We start from the raw sequence: 20,411 nt of genomic DNA, 5'->3' as shown, positions 1-20,411 counted from the left end.
GAAGAACGTCGAGCAGCCCGTCAAAAGCGGTGCGTCGCCCGACATGTTCGGCATGAGCTATGGAGGACGCCAGCCCCATGCGATTTGGTACAACAGCCTCGCACTCCTTCGCGACCTCGGAAAGAAGGATGCGACGAGGCGAAGAGACGTGGTAGCGGCGCTCACACCAGTCGCCCAGACCGCGCGGCCGGCGGTCCGGCTGGCCGCGGGGCTCGCTCTCGTCGATCTTGGAAGCGACGCGGGCCGCGAAGCGCTGATCCGGGGCTTCGAATCGGAATCCGGGCCGATCTCGAGCGACCCTTCGGATCAGATGACGTTCCCCGGCCGCTACCCCTATGACGAGTCGTCGATCACCGCCTGCGCTCACGCCCTGGCGCGACTCGGGGACCGTCGCGGGTTAAGGCATCCGAACTCGGACGTTCGGTTGGCTGCTGCGGAGGCTCTCACCGGAAAGTCGGATCCCGACGTCCGGAAAATGCTGGAGGATCTCGCCAAGGAACTCGAGCCAGACGTGGACAAGCTCATGAAAAAAGGCGAGCTGACCGCACCGCGCAGCCCGGGCGACTACACCAATCGCTATCCGGCAAACTGGGTGCGCACGCAACGCCTTCTCGCCCTTCGCGGCGACGATCGGGCATTCCGCCAGCTTGTCGAGGCGTTCCTCGTGGACGCGGGCACGTATCCAAGGGAAGAAGCCCCGCTCTTGCCGACCCTTCGGCTGGCATCGTGGTCGAACGGACCATCTCCGGCGCAGGCCATTCTTGGTACGAATGACAGCGTGGATCAGGTGCTCGGACGACTCCGGAGGCTCTTCGAGCAGGACGAGCGCTGGAACAGCCTCCCTCTGAAAATGCTTCGCACATCCCTTGAGGAACCCGGACTTCAGGAAACGAAGAAAGCACCGCAGATTAAGGCAACCGAGGCGGAGATCGAAAAGCTGCTGGACGATTCTGACCCGAACCGCCGTGCCGAGGGGCTCGCGGCGGCTGGCTATTACAGAGTGGACTCCTTTTACGCCAAGGTCCTTGACAAGGTTCAGACTGGCACAACGATCGAAAGAAGGGCCGCCATTTACTCGCTCGGCTTCTATGGCCGAGAGGTCCCCGATGAGGTATTGCGCACGCTAATGAGGGCGGAGGACATCGATCTGCGCTCGGGCGCCGTCGAGCTCGCGACGAGGAAGAACGCCGCCCGTTTTGCTCGCGAGACGATGGATCTGGTGCGTAGTCAGCTCGCCCACGCGAAAGACACGACCGATGATGGGGAAACGCAATCTCGTGTCGCGTACCTACCGCGACTCGTGTCCCGCTTGGCGCGCGGTCCCATCCCGCAACCGATGCTTGACGGGCTGGAGGACCCAGACCCGAAGGTCCGCCGGATCGTCGTGCAGGCATTGGAGCTGAGTGGCAATCCCGACGCGATTCCCGATCTCGTGCGGCTCTCCCACGATCCGGACTCTGCGGTAAGGGAAGCCGCCGAGAAGGCAATCCGGTTTCTGGGACCGGAAGGCTGAAACTTCTTGTGGGCACGAGGGCGGACGGGGCCGCCGTCAGCCGGTTCGCGTCGCCGCTCCGGGCCCTCGAGCTCGTCACGCCGCTCTGGATGCTGGTGATGGGCGCGAGGGATCGGCCGCTGGCGGAGTGATCCCGCGCCGCCGGGGGCCCGGCCGATGTAGCATTCCCTCCCTAGGAACCACGCACCATGACGGACAACACGGAACTCGTCGATCGGCTGGCGCGGCACCGGGGCCTGGCCGCGGCGCCCCGCGAGGAGCTGGCCTGGCTGGCCGCCCACGGCACCCTCCGGCGGCTGAACACCGGGGACCTCCTGCTCTCGAAGGACCAGCCGGTCGAGAACCTGTGGGTCGTGCTGTCGGGGCGCGTCGCCATTTTCGTCGATCGCGGCGCCGGACCGCACAAGATGATGGAGTGGCACGAAGGCGACCTCACGGGTCTCCTGCCGTACTCCCGCCTGAAGAACCCGCCGGGCGACTCGATCGCGCAGGAGGCGTCGGAGATCCTCGCCGTCCCCCGTGACTGTCTGCCCGAGATGATCCGCGAGTGCCACGAGATCACGTCGATCCTCGTCCACAACATGCTCGACCGCGCCCGCTTCTTCACGTCGAGGGACCTCCACGACGAAAAGATGGTCTCCCTCGGAAAATTGTCCGCGGGGCTGGCGCACGAGCTGAACAACCCGGCGTCGGCGATCGACCGCAGCGCGGCGATCCTCGAAAGCCGCCTCGAGGACGTCGAGCGGGCCACGCGGGCGCTCGGCGCGGCGCGGCTGACCGAAGCGCAGCTCGCCGCCCTCGACGCGATTCGCGCTTCCTGCCACGACACGCGCACGGGCGGCGTGCGGTCGCCGATCGAGCAGGCCGAGCGCGAGGAGGGAATCGCCGACTGGCTCGAGAGCCGCGGCCTCGACCCCGGCAGCGCGGAGGCGCTCGCCGAAACCGCCGTGACGTTCGACGCGCTCGATCGCCTCGCCGCCGCGGTCGAAGGACCGGCGTTGAACGCCGCGCTGCGGTGGGTCGCGGCCGGCTGCTACGTCCGCAGTCTCGCCTCCGAAATCCAGGAGGCGGCGGAGCGCATCTCGGGCCTGGTCGCGGCGATCAAGGGCTTCACCCACATGGACCAGGCCAACGTGCCGGAATCGGTCGATCTGACGCGCGGCCTGAACGACACGGTCGCCGTGCTCAAGGCGAAGGCGCGGAGCAAGTCGGCCTCCGTCGCCGTCGACGTCGAGCCCGGTCTGCCCCCCGCCCGCGGCTTCGTCGGCGAGCTCAACCAGATCTGGGCGAACCTGATCGACAACGCGCTCGACGCCATTCCCGACGCCGGCCGCGTCGAAGTACGGGCGAACCGTGAGGACGGCGCCGCCGTGGTTCGCGTCATCGACAACGGGTCCGGCATCCCCGCGGAGATCCGGGAACGCATCTTCGACCCGTTCTTCACCACCAAGCCGATGGGCGAGGGAACGGGGCTGGGCCTCGACATCGTCCGGCGCCTCGTCGTCCACAACGGCGGCGAAATCTCCGTCGAGTCGCAGCCGGGCCGGACGGAGTTCCGGGTCGTGCTGCCGATCGCCGGGGCCGGGGCCGCCGCGGGCAAGCCGTGAACAAGCCCGTCCTTCTCGTCGTCGACGACGATCCTCAGGTGCTCGCCGCCGTGCGGCGCGACCTGCGCTCGCGGTACCGGGACCGCTACGCCGTATTGAGCGCGTCCTCCGGGGAAGAGGCGCTGGCGACGGTCAGGGAGCTCAAGAGCCGCGGGGAGTCCCTGGCGCTGGTCCTCTCCGACCAGCGCATGCCGGGCATGCTCGGGACCGAGGTGCTCGCGCAGTCGCGCGAGACGTACCCGCTCGCGCGGCGCGTCCTCCTCACCGCCTATTCGGACATCGACGCGGCCGTCCGGGCGATCAACGAGGCGCATCTCGATCACTACCTGTCCAAGCCCTGGGACCCGCCCGAGGAGCGGCTCTTCCCGGTGATCGACGACCTCCTCGACGCGTGGCAGGCCGAGTACCTCCCCGAGGCGAAAGGGTTGAGGCTCGTCGGACACCAGTGGTCGCCGCGGTCGCACGCGGTCAAGGAGTTCCTCGCGAGCAATCTGGTTCCCTACCGCTGGATCGACGTCGAGCGGGACCCGGACGCGCGCGCGCTCCTCGACGCCGCCGGTGTGGGCGCCGAAGAGCTCCCGGCACTGCTCTTCGAGGACGGCGCGGTGCTCCGCAATCCCGAGCCCCGCGAGGTCGCCGAGCGGCTCGGCCGGTCCCTCTCGGCGGCGTACGACGTCTACGACCTCGTGATCGTCGGCGCGGGTCCGGCCGGCCTCGCGGCCGCCGTGTACGGCGCGTCGGAAGGGCTGCGGACCCTGCTCCTGGACCGCCACGCTCCCGGCGGGCAGGCGGGCACGAGCTCGCGCATCGAGAACTATCTCGGCTTTCCGGCCGGGGTCTCCGGAAGCGAGCTGACCCGCCGCGCGCTGACGCAGGCACAGCGGCTCGGCGCCGAGTTCCTGGCGCCGCTGGAAGTGACGGCGGTCTCCTTCGACGGGGGGTACAAGCGCCTCACGGTCGCCGACAGCCGCGAGATCGTGACGCGAACGCTCCTCGCCGCGACCGGGATGAGCTACCGCGAGCACCCGGCGGCCGGGATGGCCGAGCGCACCGGCGCGGGCGTCTACTACGGCACCGCGACCACGGAAGCGCCGGCGTTCTCGGGCCGGCGCGTCCTGGTCGTCGGCGGCGGGAACTCGGCGGGCCAGGCCGCGATGCATCTGGCGCGATACGCGAAGGAAGTGCACATCGTCGTGCGGCGGGAGAGCCTGCGCGAGACGATGTCGCAGTACCTGATCGACCAGATCGGGAAGACGCCGAACATCCGGCTGCGGCCCCTGACCGAGGTCGACCGGGTCGACGGACAGGCCCGCGTCGAATGCGTCTCGCTCCGGTCGTGCGGCGACGGAAGGTGCGCGGTCGAGGAGGCGGACGCCGTGTTCGTGTTCATCGGCACCCGCCCGCGAAGCGAGTGGCTGCCGCCCGACGTGCTGCGCGACGCGAAAGGATTCGTCCTCACGGGCCGGGACCTCGTGTCCGCCGAGGCTTACCCGCGAATCTGGAAGGAGCGGCGCGAGCCGCTGCCGCTCGAGAGCAGCGTGCCGGGCGTCTTCGCCGCCGGCGACGTGCGCGCCGGCGCGATGAACCGCGTCGCGGCGGCGGTCGGCGAAGGATCGATGATGGTGTGGCTCGCGCACCAGTACCTGGCGCTGACTTAGGCGGCTCCGGGGTCGAAGGAGACGTTGGGGTCAACGCTTCATTATACATTACACACCGGTTCGGGAGCATCCCGCCGGGACATGGAGGGAGGGGTCGAATCGCGCTTGCGACGCCTGTCGCCGATTTCGGGAGGATCGCGCCGAAGTGATATCGAAATCGAGCCGTCTCGCCTGACCTCTCATCCGCCGTTTATCTTCGGGACGCTATGTTCGGCACCGGGTTTGCTCTCGACGACGCATGACGATGAAAGATTTCCGCAAGACACTTCGCAAATTCGTCGTAGCCGCTCTGTTCCTCACGCTCGCCCCCGTCCTGCGCGCCGACAGCGACGAGTGGAGGTTCCTGCCCTCTTTGCAGGCGGCGCTCGAGACTTCCGCGGATCAGGGAAATCCCGATCCCGAACAGGCGAATCCAAGCCCGCCGCCCGAAACGCCGCCTCCCGCGCCCTCGCAGCCGTCGCTCCAGGATCTGGGGTTCACTCCGGAGCAGCAAATCGGCAGCGTCGAGAAGCAGGCGCTTCTCGACAAGAGGACCCGGATGCTCAAGATTCACCAGCGGCTGGGCCTCATCACGATCATCCCGTTCGTCGCCACGCTCGCGACCGCCGGGGGCGCCAAGGAGCACGAGGGCGGTAGCTCGCAGCGGAATCTGCACGCGGCGCTCGGCCTCGTCACCGCGGCCATGTACATCGCGACGGCGTCGTACGCGATCCGCGCGCCGAAGATCGAGGGGATGAGGACGCGCGGCCAGATCCGGTGGCACAAGGCGCTCGCGTGGGTCCACGGCGTGGGAATGGTCCTGACGCCGATCCTCGGCGCCATGGCCCGAAACCAGCTCGACAACGGCGAGAAGGTCCACGGGATCGCGAAAGCCCATTCGACCGTGGCCGCGATCACGGTCGCCGCTTATGCCGCGGCGATCGCGACCGTGGCGATCAAGTTCTGATGATTCGCGTCCGATGTCTGCTCCTGCTCCTCGCCCTTCCGGCGATCGCGCGAGCCGACGGGCAATGGGTTCTCGAGCGGTCGACGCTCGCCTACCACGTCTCACACCCCCTTCACGACACCGACGGAGTGAGCCACGCGGCCCGGGGCAAGGCCGTTTGCCGCTCCGGCGAGTGCGAGGTTCTCGTGGCGGCTCCCGTGAAGTCGTTCGACTCCGGGGACAGCAACCGCGACCTTCACATGGTCCAGGTCGTCGACGGCGCGAGGTATCCCCTCGTCAGCGTTCGCCTGCGAGCGCCGGAGGCAAAGGACTCCGCCGAGATCCACTGCGACCTCCAAATCGAATTCGCGGGCAAGACGGCGACGTACCCGCAGGTCCCGTTCACCGTCACGGACGAGGGAGGGGAGCGGCGGATCTCGGGAACGATCCCCGCGAAGCTCTCCGATTTCGGCATCCCGCCGCCGTCGCTCCTCGCGGTGCCGGTCAAGGACGACATGCCGATCCGGGTCGATATGGTCTGGAAGCCGGCTTAGCTACCCTCACCCGGCGCTGCGCCCCGGCTTCTCCCGCCGGAAGAGGCGCGCCCTGAACCGGGAGTGCCCGTTTGGCCGCCACGCCATCGTCGCCGTCTTCGTGAACACCGGGCCGCTGTCGAAACGGGCGGCCGGCGCTCGCGTCAGCGCGCGCCCGACACCACGAAGAGCTGCGACGTCATCCGGGAATAGTCGTACGCGTAGCTCCGGGTGTCCTCCGTGATTGACGCCACGCCGCCCTCGAGCAGGCCCGTCCTGTCGGCGGGAGCCACCTCGCGGATCAGCTCGCGGCGGCCCGAAGCGAGATCCAGCCGCTCGAAGCGAAACGGCAGCGTCGCCGGATGGAAAACGTAGAGGGAACGGCTGTCCGGGCTCCACCGGATGACGCTCTCGTCCGGGGCGATCTCGGGAAGGGGTTTCCCGGTTCCCCCTTCCATGGGCTGGACCAACCAGGCTCCGTCTTGATTCGAATACAGGACCTGCGTGCCGTCCGGCGAGACCGAGCCGTTGCTCGCTCCCTCGGGTGTGACCGGCCGAAGCGAGCCGTCCGAGACGTCCTGCGAATAGCACCGGGACCCTCTTCCAGGCTCGTTGCCGCAAGCGAGGATCTTCTTTCCGTCCGCGAACCAGCTTGCGGATTGGTACGTCTCCAGGCGGCCTCGCGGGAGACGCCGGGTCTCGCCGGGACCGGTCGGGTACATCACGAGCTGCGGCGGCGAGTAGACGATCGCGAGAGCCCACTTCTCGTCCGGCGAGAGCCCGCAAGGAAAGCCCTCTCCGAGGCGCACGACGGCGCCGCCGTCGGTTTTTCGAAGACAGACCGCGTAATTCGGCCCGGCCGCCGACGATTCGTCGTTGAAGAGAAGAAGGCTCCCGTCCCGCGAAAGAAACGGCGCCTCGGAAAAGTCGAGCCAGGAGAGATCGCGCTCGGCGCCGGCGCCGGGGACGAGAACCGAGATGGCGTTAGTCTGGTCGTCGCGCGTCACGAGCCAGCGCCCGGTGCGGGAGACGTCGTGCATCGTCAGCCCGCCGGCGCTCGTCAGCACGACCCGCCGGCGTCCGGAGAGATCGACGCCGTAGAGAACCTGGGAGAACCCTTCCGTGCTCGCGGTGAAGAAGATCTCGTCGCCCGTCCGAGACCACGCCAGGCCCTCTTCCCCCCAGTACTCGCCCGAAAGGACGGTCCGCTTCCCCGCCATATCGACGCAGATGACGGAGCCCCGGTCGTCCCATTGCTTCGGATGCTCGAAGAGAGCGATGCGGTCTCCGCGGGGCGAGAGCCGAAGGTCGCTCAAATAGCCGGCGCTCTCGTAGAGGACCTTTCCGATCGGGAACTCCAGCCGATCCTTCCCCTGCGAAACGCGAAGGACGGCCAGATTTGCGCCGTCGGGAGACCAGTCGGCCTGGCGCACGTTCTCCAGGATTTCCCGCGGCGCCGTGCCCCCGAGCGACACCCGCGCGAGCGTGCCGGTGAACAACCGGTGCGCCAGGTAGCGGACGTGGGTCAGGACGGCCAGCTCGCCCTTCGACGAGATCGACAGGAGATGCGTGCGCGGAAGGCCCAGCGCACGGGGCTCCGGAAACTCGGGGCGGATCGTGAAGAGCTCCGGGACGTTCCCCTCGGGAGCGGCGCTATAGACGATCGTTTCGCCGTCCGGCATGAAGGCGGCCTGGAAGATCGCCTGCGGGTGGAAGCTCATCTGGCGAAACGCGATGGCCTCGACCGAGCGTCGCTCCGCCTTCCGTCCCGCGCGGTACGACGCGAGGGCGGCAACGGCCAGGACCGCCGCGACGGCCGCGGCGACGCCGATCGCCAGCCGTCGGCGGCGCCGCGGGGCGAAGGCGACGGCGGCCGCACCGGACTCGGAGAGGGCCGACATGCTCTCGAGCTCGAACGCCAGGTCGTGCGCGGACTGCGCGCGTTCGGCAGGGCTCTTCTCCAGGCAATGCCGCACGATCCGGTCGAGGGCAGGGGAGATCTTGCGGCCCGACTCCGCGAGCTCGGGAGGCTCCTCCCGGGCGATCGCGGCCATCGTCTCGGCGGCCGATTCGCGCTGGAAGGCGCGTTTTCCCGAGAGCATCTCGTAGAGGACGACGCCGAAGGAAAAGATGTCGGAGCGATGATCCGCCGGTCTTCCCCTGACCTGCTCGGGAGACATGTAACCGACCGTGCCCATGACCGTGCCGGGCTCCGTGCCGGCCGGCGTCGTCGGCGCGCTCGTGGCGACCGACTCGGCCGACACGACCTTGGCCAGGCCGAAGTCGAGGATCTTCACGCGGCCGTCGGCCGTCACGAAGAGATTTTCCGGCTTGAGATCGCGGTGGACGACGCCTTTCTCATGCGCCGCCGCCAGGCCGCGGAGGATCTGAACGGCGTAATCGACCGCCTTGCGCGTCGGGATCGGCCCGGCGTCGAGGCGCTCCCGAAGGCTCTCGCCTTCGAGGAGCTCCGTCACCGCGTAGACGACGCCGTTGGATTCGCCGAAATCGTGGATCGAGAGGATGTTCGGATGGTTGAGCGCCGCCACCGCGTGCGCTTCCCGCTCGAATCGGCCCAGCGCATCCGTTTCCTTGGAGAGCGATTCGGGCAGGACCTTGATCGCCACGTCCCGATGCAGCTTCGTGTCGCGCGCCCGATACACTTCTCCCATGCCCCCCGCCCCGAGAGGGGCGAGAATTTCGTAAGGGCCGAGCTTGACGCCGGGAGAGAGCATTAGAGCACCCTGCGAGCCGCGCCGCTCCGGGGGAGCGAAAGCGAACCCGTCACGTCGGGCCGGCCGGCCCCGGGGACGGCGGGGGAATCCAGGATTTCTCGCGTGACCGGGATTCTATCGTTGCGCGAATGGCGGCGGCGGAAACCGGGGACTTCGGTTTCCGCCTTCTCAGTGCGCCTTCCGGGTCGGAGGCATGGCGCCAGGCACACGGTCGGCGACCATGATCGACGCGGTGTCCTGGCTGGCCGACAGCACGAGCGAGGCGCCGTCGGGCGACAGCCCGAAGGATTCGCTGACCCACTCGCGCGAGAAGCCCGCGACCGGGCGGCGCGTCGCGGCCGTGTCGCGTCCCGGCGCGAAGTCCTGCACGTAGATTCCGGAAAGCCCCTTTTCGTTCTCGCCGACGAAGTAGATCCGCTTCCCGTCGCGCGACCAGCGCGCGCGCCCCCAGATGATCGCCGGCGCGCCGATCGTGTACCGCACCTCGATCGTGAACGAGACCTGCTTTCCCGACTCGACCTCGAAGACGTGGATCGTGTTGCGCAGGGACAGCCCTCCCCCCTGATCCACGTAGAGGAAGTAGCGCCCGTCGGGTGACGTCTCCGGCGTGGTCGGGTAGCCGGTCTGCACGCGGGTCGCCCCGGAGCCGTCGGGATGGATCTTCCAGACGCCGAGCTTCGCCGGATCGCCGCTCCAGTACACGATCCACCTCCCGTCGGGCGTCGTCGTCGGATTCTGCGCGGAGACGCCGTCGTGGGTGACCTGTCTCGCGCCGCTGCCGTCCGCGTTCGCGATCCAGACCTCGAGATGGCCGGTCGCTCGATCGCTGCTCCAGACGATCTGCTTCCCGTCGGGCGTCCAGGCGGGGTCCCAGTCCTGCGCCGGATCGTCGGTCAGTTGCCGGACGGCTCCGCTCTGGCGCTCGAGAGTCCAGAGGTCGAGGTTCCCGCTGCGATTCGAAGAGAAGAGGATCCGTTTTCCGTCGGGTGAGTAGACCGGTTGGCGGTCGATCGCGCTTCCTTCGGCGAGCACCGTGCCCGTCGAGAGCGCGCCCTCCCGGATCGCGATCTCCCGCAGGTTCTGTCTCCGCTGCCGCCGGCTGAAGACGAGGCGCCCCTGAGAGAGCACGTCGGTCGGCGTGACTTCGGAAACGGAGGACGTCGTCCACACGAGGCCGTCGCTCCAGAAGAGCGTCCGCCGGCGTCCCGAGCCGGGGTCGCCGCGAATCACGCGCGATCCCATGCCCGACACGTCTCCCATCAGGTTCGGGGACTGCACGAAGAAGATCGCTTCTCCGTCCCCGGCCCACGAGATTCCCCCGATCTGGTATCCGGGGGAGAGCGCGCAGATTTCCTTCTTTCGTCCGCTCGCCGGCTGCGCCGCCCGGACCTGCCAGTCGGAACCGGCATAGCTTCCGGAGGAATACGCGATCCATCTTCCGTCGGGCGACCAGCGGGGCGAGTGAACGATCCGCTTTCCTTCGTCGGCGAGAAGCGTTTCGCGGCCGCTCGCCAGATCGAGCACCTCGAGGCGCGCGTGCTGCGTCGCGTCGCCGGTCCCTCCGCGCAGGAACGCGATCTGCCGGCCGTCGGGCGACCAGTCGGCGGCGGTGCAGTCGTCCAGAATCGCGCGCGGCTCGCCGCCGACGAGGCCGATCCGGTACAGCGCCTGCTTCGTCCCCAGGTCGCGGATGAAGAGCAGGCTCGCCCCGTCGGGGGAGAACCTCGCGCGTCCGTCCGGTCCGGAGGTCAGGGGCGCCTCGCCTCCGCCGGCGAGCTGCTTGACCCAGATGCGGGCCGTGCCGTCGCGCCACGACGTGAACGCGACGATCCTTCCGTCCGGCGAGGCCGCCGGGTCGCTGTCGGAGCCGGAATACGTCAGGGCGTGGACGCGGACCGGCTCGAAGGAGGCCGGCCGGCGGAGCCACGTCGCGATCGCGCCGCCGACGACGAGGCCGCCAAGCGCCGCGAGCAGCAGCAACGCCGGCGATCGCCCTCGACGGCCGGCGGAGACTCCGGCCGGGACCGGCGCCGTCGCCGCCGAAGGGGCGGCCTCGAGGTCCTTCAGGTCCCGGGCGAGGTCACGCGTCGATCCATAGCGCGCGTCGGGGATTTTCTCGAGGCAGCGCGAAACGATGCGGCCGATCGCCGGCGGCAGCGCGAGATTCTCGAGCGGCTCCTCGCGGAGGATCGCCGTCAGAGTTTCGGGCGAGGTCGCGCGCTTGAACGGATTCTTCCCCGTAAGCAGCTCGACGAGGATGATCCCGAACGAGAACTGGTCGGAACGGAAGTCCACGCGCTCGCCGCGGGCCTGTTCGGGCGACATGTACGCGACCGTGCCCATCACCATCCCGGTGGCCGTCCGCGCCGAGTCGGCGGTGATCATCTGCGAGCCGCTATCTCCGGAATGCTCGCTGAGGCGCGCGAGCCCGAAGTCCGCGATCTTGGCGAGTCCCGATTTCGTGACGAGGACGTTCTCCGGTTTCAGATCGCGATGGACGATTCCCCTGTCGTGGGCCGCCGCGAGGCCTTCGGCGATCTGAGCGGCGAGGTCGATCGCCTTCTTCGCGGAAAGCGCCCGGCCGGTCAGCGCCCTCAGGTCCGACCCCTCGACCAGCTCCGCGACGAGAAAAGCCTTTCCATCGGCGCTCCCGACGTCGAAGACCGTGACGATGTGCGGATCGGAGATCGAGGAAGCGGCGCGCGCCTCTCCCTCGAACCGGCGGAGCCGCTCGGCGTCGGCGGCGAATTCCTCGGGGAGAACCTTGAGCGCCACCTCGCGTCCGAGCCGGGTGTCGCGCGCCCGATACACCTCGCCCATGCCGCCGGCTCCGAGCAGGGAAACGATCTCGTACGGACCGAGGCGGCTCCCGGCGGCGAGCGTCACGGCAGCCTCACGGCCGCTCCTGGCGCGACGCCAGAAGTTCCGTCCAGTTCGCGACGAGCGTGATCGAGCTCGCTTCGGGCGCGTCGGACGTGGCCACGATGAATTTCTGGCCGTCCGCCGTGACGTCGAAGAGCGGCATCGCCATGTTCGGCGGCCGGATCGCGAAGAGCGGGTGAATAGCGTTGACTCGAACGGAGCTCGCGCTCACAGCGAGGTCGGCTTCCATCAGCCGATTTCCCATCGTCAGGAAGTAGAGTCTGCCGCGGCCGTCCCAGCGGGCCAGCCAGCCGCCGCCGTGCGAAATCTGATATTTGCCGCCCGGACCGGGAAACGGAACCACATAGACCTCGGGGTGTCCGGATTCATAGGAAAAGTACGCCAACCAGTGGCCGTCGGGCGAGAAGATCCCGTCGAACTGGTCCGCCGCGACGGGGGAAACCTGGAAGGGCTTCCTGTCGCCGAAGAGCGGCAGGATCCAGTTCTCACACTGGCCGCTCTTGATGTCAAAAGCGTCGAACGAAAGAGATCGGCCGTCCGGCGACCAATCCACGGAGAAGAGCTGCCCCTCGTTCGGACTGGCCGTGAGGAGCTTCTCTGCCTCTCGGGATCCGTCGGCGGTTTTTCGAAAAATCGCCATCGTTCCCGGGGTTCCCTTGACCGGGCCGGCGTACGAGACGTATTTGCCGTCGGGGGACCACACGGACCAGGTCTTCCCGCCGGAATCGAACGTCAGCCGCGTGCTTTCCCCGCCCGCCGCCGGCAGCGACCACAGGTCGACCGACCGCGTCTCGCGGTCCATGATTCCGGAAAGGATCTGCTTGCCGTCGGGCGAGATCTTGGGCGACCTGTAGATTGCCGGGTTGCCGACGGTTCCGAGGGAGTTTCCGCTGCGGTCGAACCACTCGAGGCGCGACGTTTCCGACCGCGCCTGATACGCCAGGACGGAGTCGCCCGCGGCTGAGCAATCCGCGGCCCGGGCGAGGAAGGCGGCTCTTCCGGAAAGCCTCGCGGTCGCCGGGTCGAACCTCTGGGCGAAGACGTCGAGGCCTCGGCCGAAGAGAAGGTATCCGCCTGCGTAGAGGCCGAAGCAGGAGCCCTCCAAAATGGTCGCCACCTTGCCGGAATCGAGCGAGCCCATCTTGAGGCGGCAATTTCCGTCGGCGCGCCGAGCGGCGAAGAGGAAATGCTTTCCATCGGGCAGGAATGAAGGGCTATCGTGCGTACGCTCGTCGCTCGCGAGCTTCGTGACCCCGCTGGTTCGGCCCCCGGAAGCCGCGATCTTGCGGAGAGGATTCACGCCCACGCCCGGCGGTTTGAACAGAATCGTCTCTCGCGGGCTCCATGCGCCGACAGTTTCCCAATCGGCGTCGGCGAGCGTCTCCACGTCGCCGTCGGAGAGATCCGCGGTCTTCAGCTTGCCGTTCGCGACGAATCCGAGGGAACGGCCGTCGGGCGACCAGAAAGGAGACGCCGCGTCCTCGGTCCCTTTCACCGGCGTGGCTGACGCGGAATTCAGGGGCCGGACCCAGAGCCTGGTGACGCCGTCCTGATCGGTCGCGGAAAACGCCAGTCGCGCCCCGTCCGGCGAAACGACGACGCGGCCGGACCCGAATCCGTAGGAACGGAGCGTGGTGCCGGGAGGCGGCGGGACGAAAGAGAGCACGGGTGCGGGAGGGCTTCGACGCGGTCGGCGAATCGCGAGGATTCCGAGCCCGGCCACGACGACAGCGAGGACGGCGGCGAGCGCCCAGGGAAGCACCACGGGGCGGCGAGTCCCCGCGCGCGCTTCTTCCGCGTCCGTCGCCGCCGCGGGCGATCCGGAGAGCACGTCGTCGATCGTGATCCGCGCCTCTCCGATCGCCTGGAGGCGCTGCCGCGGATCTTTCTGCAGACAGCGGCGCAGGAGAGCACGGATTGACGACGGGACCTCGGGGGGAAGGAACTGCCAGTCCGGCTCTTCCTTGATGACGGCGGCGAGCGTGTCGGAGACCGTTTCCCCGTGGAAGAGCCGGCGCCCGGAAAGCATCTCGAAGAACACGACGCCGAAGGCCCAGACGTCGGCGCGCCGGTCGACCGGTTTCCCGCGGGCCTGCTCGGGGCTCATGTAAGCGGCCGTGCCGAGAATCATTCCCGCCTGCGTTCCGATCGAAAGCGTCGGGGAGTGCGTGAGATCCGGCGAGGACGACACGACGGGGTCGAGAGCCTTGGCGAGACCGAAATCGAGGACCTTGACCGTCCCGGCCCGATCGACCTTGACGTTGGCCGGCTTGAGATCGCGATGGACGATCCCTTTTTCGTGCGCGGCCTCGAACGCCTCCGCGATCTGCCGCGCGATCGGGAGCGCTTCATCGACCGGGATCGCCCCCGACTCGATCCGATCCTGCAGCGTCGGGCCCTCGACGAGCTCGAGGACGAGGGCCTTGACCTCGCTCGAGTCGTCGACGCCGTACACCGCCGCGATGTTCGGGTGATTGAGCGACGCGAGGACCCGCGCCTCGCGTTCGAACCGCGCGATGCGCTCGGGATCGGCGGCGAGGCTTTCCGGCAGGACCTTGATCGCGACCTCGCGGTGCAGTTTCGTATCTCTCGCCCGATAAACTTCTCCCATGCCGCCACGTCCAATGGGTTCGAGAATCTCGTAAGGCCCGAGCTTGATGCCGGGAGAAAGCATCAAGACACCATGCGAGCCGCGCCATAGCTCGCGTAAGCGAGCGACGGCGGGACCCCGGCGCCGAGAGGGGAGAGAATCTCCCAGGCATCGAGCTTCGTTCCGGCGGCGAGCGTCATGGCGTCATCGCTTCGAGTCCGCAGTCCAGTTGAGAAGCAGGTTCAGCGGCGAGGAGGCGACCTCGCCGACGTCGGTATTGACCAGGAATCGCTGGCCGTCGGCGGAGACGTCGTAGCTGAAGAGATCGGTCGCCGAGATGCGCTCCCGCCGCCGCGTCTGGAACAAGGGTGCGGCCGTGCCCGCCTCGAACGAAGATTCGACGACGACCGGAACGGCCATCATTTTCCCGTCGGGAGCGAGGTAGAAGATCTCCTTCCCGTCTCTTCGCCATCTCGGTTCGGCGCCGCCGGCGCTCGAGACCTTCCAGTCGCCGCCGGGTCCCGGGAACGGCGCGACGTAGATCTCCCATTTACCCGACTCGTTGGATGCGTATGCCACCCAGCGTCCATCGGGCGAAAACTGGCCGTGGCTCACTCCGAACGCCGCCTTGAGATACGAGACCGGGTCGCGACTCCCCGCGGGCAGAACCCAGAGCTCGAAGTTCGTCTTCGCGTCGATCGCGCGGAAAAGAAGGTTCCGTCCGTCGGGAGACCAATCGGTCGGGTACTTGGTCCTCTCCGAGACGAGGAGCAGCTCCTCGCTCCCGGAGCCGTCCGAGGCTTTCTCGTAGAGATCGGGGTGGCTCCGGCGCAGCGACTGGAAGACGACCCGCTTTCCATCCGGGGACCAGATGGGGGCCGATTCCAGCGCCGGATCGGAAGTGAACCGCGTCGGGACGCCGCCCGCGGCCTCGTAGATCCAGATGTCCGTGTTCCCCGACTGGGGATCGGTGATGTCGAGCGCGACGCGTTTTCCGTCGGGCGAGATGCGCGGATTCGCCTGGTTGGCGGGCGTTCCGAGCGTGCCGATCGTCCGGCCGCTTCGATCGAACCAGACGAGCTGCGAGACGCCCGAGGCGGCGCGCGGCTGGTAGACGAGCTCGCGGTTCCCGGACACGGAAAAGAGGGCGGATTGGGTCTGCGGGAAGTACTGGACGTCCTCGACGAGGGGAGCAGGTTCGCCCGTGACGCGCAGGGCCTTCGTGTCGAAAGGCTGCGCGAACAGGTTCCCGTCCTTCCAGAATACGAGCGATCCTTCGCGGCCCCCGAACGACGAGGACGCAAACGCCATGGCCGAGTGCGCGGGCGACACGCGCTGTTCCTTTTCGCTCGCGAGGCTTCGCGCGTAGATCCCCATTCCCGGGAAATCTCCGGGGGCGCCGAAATTGGCGACCAGATAGAGGAAGTGACGGCCGTCCGGAAGAAAGAAAGGAAATCGATGGCTGCTCTCCCCGCGCGCGCGATCGAGCTTCGTCACCGGCGAGGGGACACCGCCGGACGCGGAAACGCGAAAGATCGGCCCGTCGACGGCAGGCGCGAAGAGGATCACGCCGTCGGGGCTCCAGCTTCCGCCGCGGGCCTCCGGCGCGTCGCAGATCACCTGCGGAGGGCCGCCGGAGGCATCGATCCTCTTCAACTTTCCGTCGGCGAAGAAGCCGATGAGACGGCTGTCGGGCGACCAGAAGGGAAACGACGAGCTCTCGGTCCCGGAGAGAGGCTGGACCGTCAGGGAGCTCAGGGAACGGATCCACAGGATGCTCGCTCCGGAAGAATCGCGCGCGACGAAGACGAGGCGGCGGCCGTCAGGCGAGAGAGCGACGCCGCGCACCGCGGTTTTCTGCGGCGCGACGACCGAAGCGACCGTCGGACGATCGAGCTCCGTGATGCGATTTCCGAGCCGGCGGGCGGCAGCGATCGCGACGGCTGCGACGGCCGCGGCGGCGATCGCCGCGACCCAGGCGAGCCGCTCGCGGTTCTTCTTTCGAGCGGCTCCGGCAGGCGCCGCGGGGAGGGGCTGCGAGCCCGTCTGGCCGATCCAGGTCAGCTCGTTCCGGACGTCGCGGGCGTTCTGCCAGCGGTCTTCCGGATCCTTGGCGAGGCAGCTCTTCACGAGCCGATCGAGCGCGGCCGGCGCCAGCGGCGCCACCGCCGAGATCGGCTTTGGCTCGTCGCGCAGGATCGACGACACGAGCGAGGCCTGGGTCGATCCCGTGAAGGCCTTCTGCCCCGTCGCCATCTCGTACAGCAGGCACCCGAACGCGAAGATGTCGGTCCGCGCGTCGGCGTCCTTCCCCTCGAGCTGCTCCGGCGCCATGTACTGGAACGTCCCCATCACCGTTCCCTTCTCGGTCAGCGGACGGGAGGGTGCCTGCGTGGGAAGGGAAGAGAGCTCGGAGGGCGGCTCGTTCGCCCCGACCGCTTTCGCGAGGCCGAAGTCGAGGAGCTTGACACCCGACTTCGTCAGCATCACGTTGCCGGGCTTCAGATCCCGGTGAACGATTCCGGCTCGGTGGGCGCGGTCGAGCGCGTCGGCGATCTCGACGCCGTACTTCAGGATCTGTTCGGTCGGAAGGGGCCCCTTCTCGAGCCGGTCGGCGAGCGTCTGCCCTTCGAGGAGCTCCATGACGAGATACTCGACGCCGCCTTCGCTTCCGACGTCGTAGAGCGTGCAGATGTGCGCATGCGTGAGCTGCGAGATCGCCCGGGCTTCGCGCTCGAAGCGGGCCTTCATGTCTGGATCGTCGATCAGGTGCGTCGGAAGGACCTTGATCGCGACGTCCCGGCCGAGGCGCGTATCCTTTGCTTTATAAACCTCGCCCATTCCGCCGGCCCCGAGCGGAGACAGGATCTCGTAGGGTCCCAGTCGGGTTCCCGGCGTGAGCATCAGAGATTCCCTGTTCGACGACTCGTCAGGATCAGCAGCGTTCCCTTTGGCCCGGGATTCTACCCCCGTCGCACGGGCCGATCGTTCGGACTCGATGGACAATGCACCCGAGTCGCGCCGCACTCTGACCGTTCGATAGGGGGAGTCCGGCGGGCGTCGTCGTCGTCCCCTCGCTCACGCGCTGCGAAAGGTACCGCCGCTCGTCGGGATTGCGCGCGAGCGCGAGCGCCGACCGGAACCGCTCGCGGGCGGCCTCGCGCCGTCCCAGGCGAGGCTCGAGCTCCCCGATCGCCGCCGGGTAGAAGGGGGTCACAGATTCGAGAGTCTCCCGAGGAGGAGCGTCGGCGCCCTCGGGGAGCTGTGAGACCATGGAATTCAGGATCGCGACGGACGCCATCCTTAGCGCAGCGACTCGTCCGCGATAGCGTCAGAGGAGGCCTCATGAAACGTCGGGAATTCTTCGCCGCCGCCGCAGCGCTTCTCGGCGGCGCGTACGCCGCGGGGGAGGGAACGCCGCCGGCCGGCGACGCCGAGGCGGTGAAGCGGCTGATCGCCGACTATTACGACGTTTTCTACCGAAAGCGCGATGTCGAAAAGTACCGTTTGCTCCTCACGGACGACTACCGCCTTCTCGAAAACGGCGAGATCTTCGACGCCGCCGGCGACATCGCGACGATGCCGGGACCTCGGAGCCGCTACGAGCGTTCGGACCGGTTCGATTTCCGGCAGGTGCGTGTCGATGGGAGCTTCGGTTACGCGGTGTACTTCCTCGATTCCGACATCACCGACGAAAAGCACGGCGCGCAGAAACGGCGATGGCTCGAGAGCGCGATCGTCCGGCGCGAGCGGGGCGCCTGGCGCGTGGCGATCCTGCATTCGACCCGGATTACGGCGACGGGGTGATCCGTCGCGCGTCGCGGGTCAGTCGGTCATGCCTATAATGTATAATAAGGCGTTGACCCCAGATTCTTCTCGCTCTCCGGGATGACCGCCGGCGGCCGACGGCGGCGCGGGATAAGATGGCCGCACCTTACCCGCTTCGGAGGAGCCGCTCTCGGTCCAGCGTGATCGTCCGAGCCCCTTGATCGGGCAACGTGGAGGAGGGCCCATGTCGAGCCGGCGCCGTGTCCTGCTTTCCGTTCTCACGGGTGTGATCTCGGCCGCGATCGCCGGAGCGCAGGGGCTGGATGCCTCGCGCGGGGTTCCTCCGGCGGCCCGGGAGGCCATCTCGCGGGCGATCGGGAGCGACATCTCGATCTTCCAGGAGGCGAAGCTCGGGTCGACCGCGAACGCCTCCCTCGGGATATCCGTCGCGATCTCCGGGGACACGCTCGTCGCCGGAGCGCCCTACGCTCAGCCCGCGGCGGCCTACGTCTTCGTGAAGCCCGCCTCGGGATGGGCGGACACGACGACGTTTGCCGCGAAGCTCACGGCATCGGACGGCGTGACCGACGACGGATTCGGTTCGTCCGTCGCGATCCTCGGCGACACGGTGGTCGTCGGCGCGACGCAGTTCAACATCGGGTCGAAAGGCGCCGCATACGTTTTCGTGAAGCCGGCCTCGGGGTGGAAGAGCACGTCCGCGTTCACGGCGAAGCTCACGGCCTCGGGCGGTTTCAATAGCGACGCATTCGGGAGTCAGGTGGCGATCTCGGCGAACACGATCTTCGTCGGCGCATCCGACGCGAGGGTCGGGGCAAATGCCGGGCAGGGAGCGGTCTACGTGTTCGAAGAGCCGGGGACCGGCTGGGCGACGACGTCCACGTTCACGGCGAGGCTCACCGTCGCCGGCGGCCACGCGGACGACGAGCTCGGAAGCTCGCTCGCGGTCTCGGGCGACACCGTCGTCGCGGGGTCTCCGGGCTTCGGGAGCGGCTTCGAAGCCGGATACGTCTTCGTCGAGCCGGTTTCGGGATGGGCGAGTACGACGGCCTTCGACGCGAAGCTCACCGTTCCCGATTCGGTCGGGAACGTCGGATTCGGCCAGTCCGTCGCGCTCTCGGAAGACACGATCGTCGTCGGCGCCCTGTACGCCCGGATCGGTTCGAACCACGAGCAGGGCGCGGCGTTCGTGTTCGAGAAACCCCCCTCGGGATGGGAGAGCACCTCGGCCTTCGACGCCGAGCTCGCGGCTTCCGACGGCAATTCCAGCGACTACTTCGGGGCTTCGGTGGCGCTCTCGGGTCGAATCGTGGCCGTCGGCGCGCCCCTCAATGCCGGCTCGAGCCCTTTTCCGGGTTCCGCGTACGTGTTCGTGAAGCCGGCGGGAGGCTGGACGACGACGTCCGCGTTCGACGCGAAGCTGAGGGCTTCCGACACCGTGGGGGCAGACTCCTTCGGCGGCGCGATCGCGATCTCGGACGGAACGCTCGCGGTCGGAGCCTCAGGCGCGGCTCCCGGGGGGGCGGTCTACCTCTTCGGGGGGCTTCCCTCGCCGTGCGATCCCGGACGCCTGTGCGTGGCTCCAGTGGCGTTTCCTCCGGCCGAGCCGGTCGACCCGCGGACGCCGTAGCGGGGCGGCGCGGGGATTCAGAGTCACAGGTCGAAAGTCATAAGTCGAAAGTCGGGGAGCGCCGCAGTTCCAAGTCGGACGGTGGCGGGTCGGGCGCCGTCGAATGTCGAAATTCGAACGTCAGTGGGAGCCCCGCCGCGTCAATCGATCTCGAGTGCGATCGCGAGCGCGGACTCGAGCGCATCGTCCCCGGCCGATCCCCTCCAGCCCTCCTGGGGGGAGCCGGAGCTGCTGATGAATCTCGCCTGGGCGAACCTCAACAAGAGCACGCCGGACGTCGAGGCGGCAGAGCGTTACGCCGATTCCGCCCCGAAGCTCGTTCCTCACTGGCACTACCTCCGGGACATCCTGCGCGTTCAGATCCAGGCGGCGAAAGCGAAACAGCAACGGCGCGGGTGACGAACCCGCCCGCGTCCGCTTGATTGCGACGTTCCTGATGGAGCTCTGGAGATCGCCGCGGTCGCTCCGCTCCCTCGCGATGACGAGCCGGGAAGCGCACGTTCTCGGGAACCAGAGTGTCGCCAAAGACGGTCCACACTTTGACGGAAAAC

Annotated in this window: 13 protein-coding genes; 9 read left to right on the top strand and 4 right to left on the bottom strand. The window is 68.1% G+C overall.

What is annotated here, in order from left to right:
* The 6 genes from VKH46_17020 to VKH46_16995 all read left to right on the top strand — a co-directional run.
* Window positions 1–1,513 (top strand): HEAT repeat domain-containing protein (locus tag VKH46_17020; protein ID HKB72536.1); only part of this gene is annotated, 1,513 nt, incomplete at its 5' end.
* 8 nt (window positions 1,514–1,521) lie between these two features.
* A complete protein-coding gene (locus VKH46_17015; GenBank protein ID HKB72535.1) occupies window positions 1,522–1,644 on the top strand; it encodes a hypothetical protein in 123 nt (40 codons plus the stop codon).
* Between the two features lie 57 nt (window positions 1,645–1,701).
* Window positions 1,702–3,120: an ATP-binding protein gene (locus VKH46_17010; GenBank protein ID HKB72534.1), complete on the top strand. Its 1,419-nt coding sequence runs from the start codon at window positions 1,702–1,704 to the stop codon at window positions 3,118–3,120.
* Window positions 3,117–4,778, top strand: a complete 1,662-nt coding sequence (locus tag VKH46_17005) for an FAD-dependent oxidoreductase (protein ID HKB72533.1) — start codon at window positions 3,117–3,119, stop codon at window positions 4,776–4,778. Before VKH46_17010 ends, VKH46_17005 begins: the two co-directional genes overlap by 4 nt.
* Window positions 4,779–5,022: 244 nt before the next feature.
* Entirely contained in the window at window positions 5,023–5,724 is a 702-nt protein-coding gene (locus VKH46_17000) for a hypothetical protein (GenBank protein ID HKB72532.1), read from the top strand.
* Window positions 5,724–6,257, top strand: a complete 534-nt coding sequence (locus VKH46_16995) for a YceI family protein (GenBank protein ID HKB72531.1) — start codon at window positions 5,724–5,726, stop codon at window positions 6,255–6,257. The genes VKH46_17000 and VKH46_16995 overlap by 1 nt, the downstream gene beginning before the upstream one ends.
* Before the next feature lie 143 nt (window positions 6,258–6,400).
* Here the strand turns inward: VKH46_16995 and VKH46_16990 are convergent, their stop codons facing one another.
* The 4 genes from VKH46_16990 to VKH46_16975 form a co-directional block, all read right to left on the bottom strand.
* Entirely contained in the window at window positions 6,401–8,971 is a 2,571-nt protein-coding gene (locus VKH46_16990; protein HKB72530.1) for a protein kinase, read from the bottom strand.
* A gap of 168 nt (window positions 8,972–9,139) precedes the next feature.
* On the bottom strand, window positions 9,140–11,857 hold the full coding sequence (locus VKH46_16985; GenBank protein HKB72529.1) for a protein kinase: 2,718 nt from the start codon (window positions 11,855–11,857) through the stop codon (window positions 9,140–9,142).
* Window positions 11,858–11,864: 7 nt separating this feature from the next.
* A complete protein-coding gene (locus tag VKH46_16980) occupies window positions 11,865–14,528 on the bottom strand; it encodes a protein kinase (GenBank protein ID HKB72528.1) in 2,664 nt (887 codons plus the stop codon).
* A gap of 120 nt (window positions 14,529–14,648) precedes the next feature.
* Window positions 14,649–17,348 (bottom strand): protein kinase, encoded by a 2,700-nt coding sequence (locus tag VKH46_16975; protein HKB72527.1) that lies wholly within the window; start codon window positions 17,346–17,348, stop codon window positions 14,649–14,651.
* A gap of 441 nt (window positions 17,349–17,789) precedes the next feature.
* Between VKH46_16975 and VKH46_16970 the strand changes: the two genes are divergently transcribed.
* The 3 genes from VKH46_16970 to VKH46_16960 all read left to right on the top strand — a co-directional run bounded on the left by VKH46_16970 (window position 17,790) and on the right by VKH46_16960 (window position 20,259).
* Window positions 17,790–18,251 carry a nuclear transport factor 2 family protein gene (locus VKH46_16970; protein HKB72526.1) on the top strand — a complete coding sequence of 154 codons (462 nt, stop codon included), beginning with the start codon at window positions 17,790–17,792 and terminating at the stop codon, window positions 18,249–18,251.
* Window positions 18,252–18,456: 205 nt separating this feature from the next.
* The gene (locus VKH46_16965; protein ID HKB72525.1) at window positions 18,457–19,860 is read left to right on the top strand and encodes an FG-GAP repeat protein; all 1,404 of its coding nucleotides are present in this window, start codon (window positions 18,457–18,459) and stop codon (window positions 19,858–19,860) included.
* Between the two features lie 234 nt (window positions 19,861–20,094).
* Window positions 20,095–20,259: a hypothetical protein gene (locus VKH46_16960; GenBank protein HKB72524.1), complete on the top strand. Its 165-nt coding sequence runs from the start codon at window positions 20,095–20,097 to the stop codon at window positions 20,257–20,259.
* Window positions 20,260–20,411: the final 152 nt, after the last annotated feature.

The organism is Thermoanaerobaculia bacterium, assembly GCA_035260525.1.
GTDB lineage: Bacteria > Acidobacteriota > Thermoanaerobaculia > UBA5066 > DATFVB01 > DATFVB01.
The sequence above is the reverse complement of the archived record's forward strand: the minus strand, read 5'-3'. Positions and strand labels throughout refer to the sequence as shown.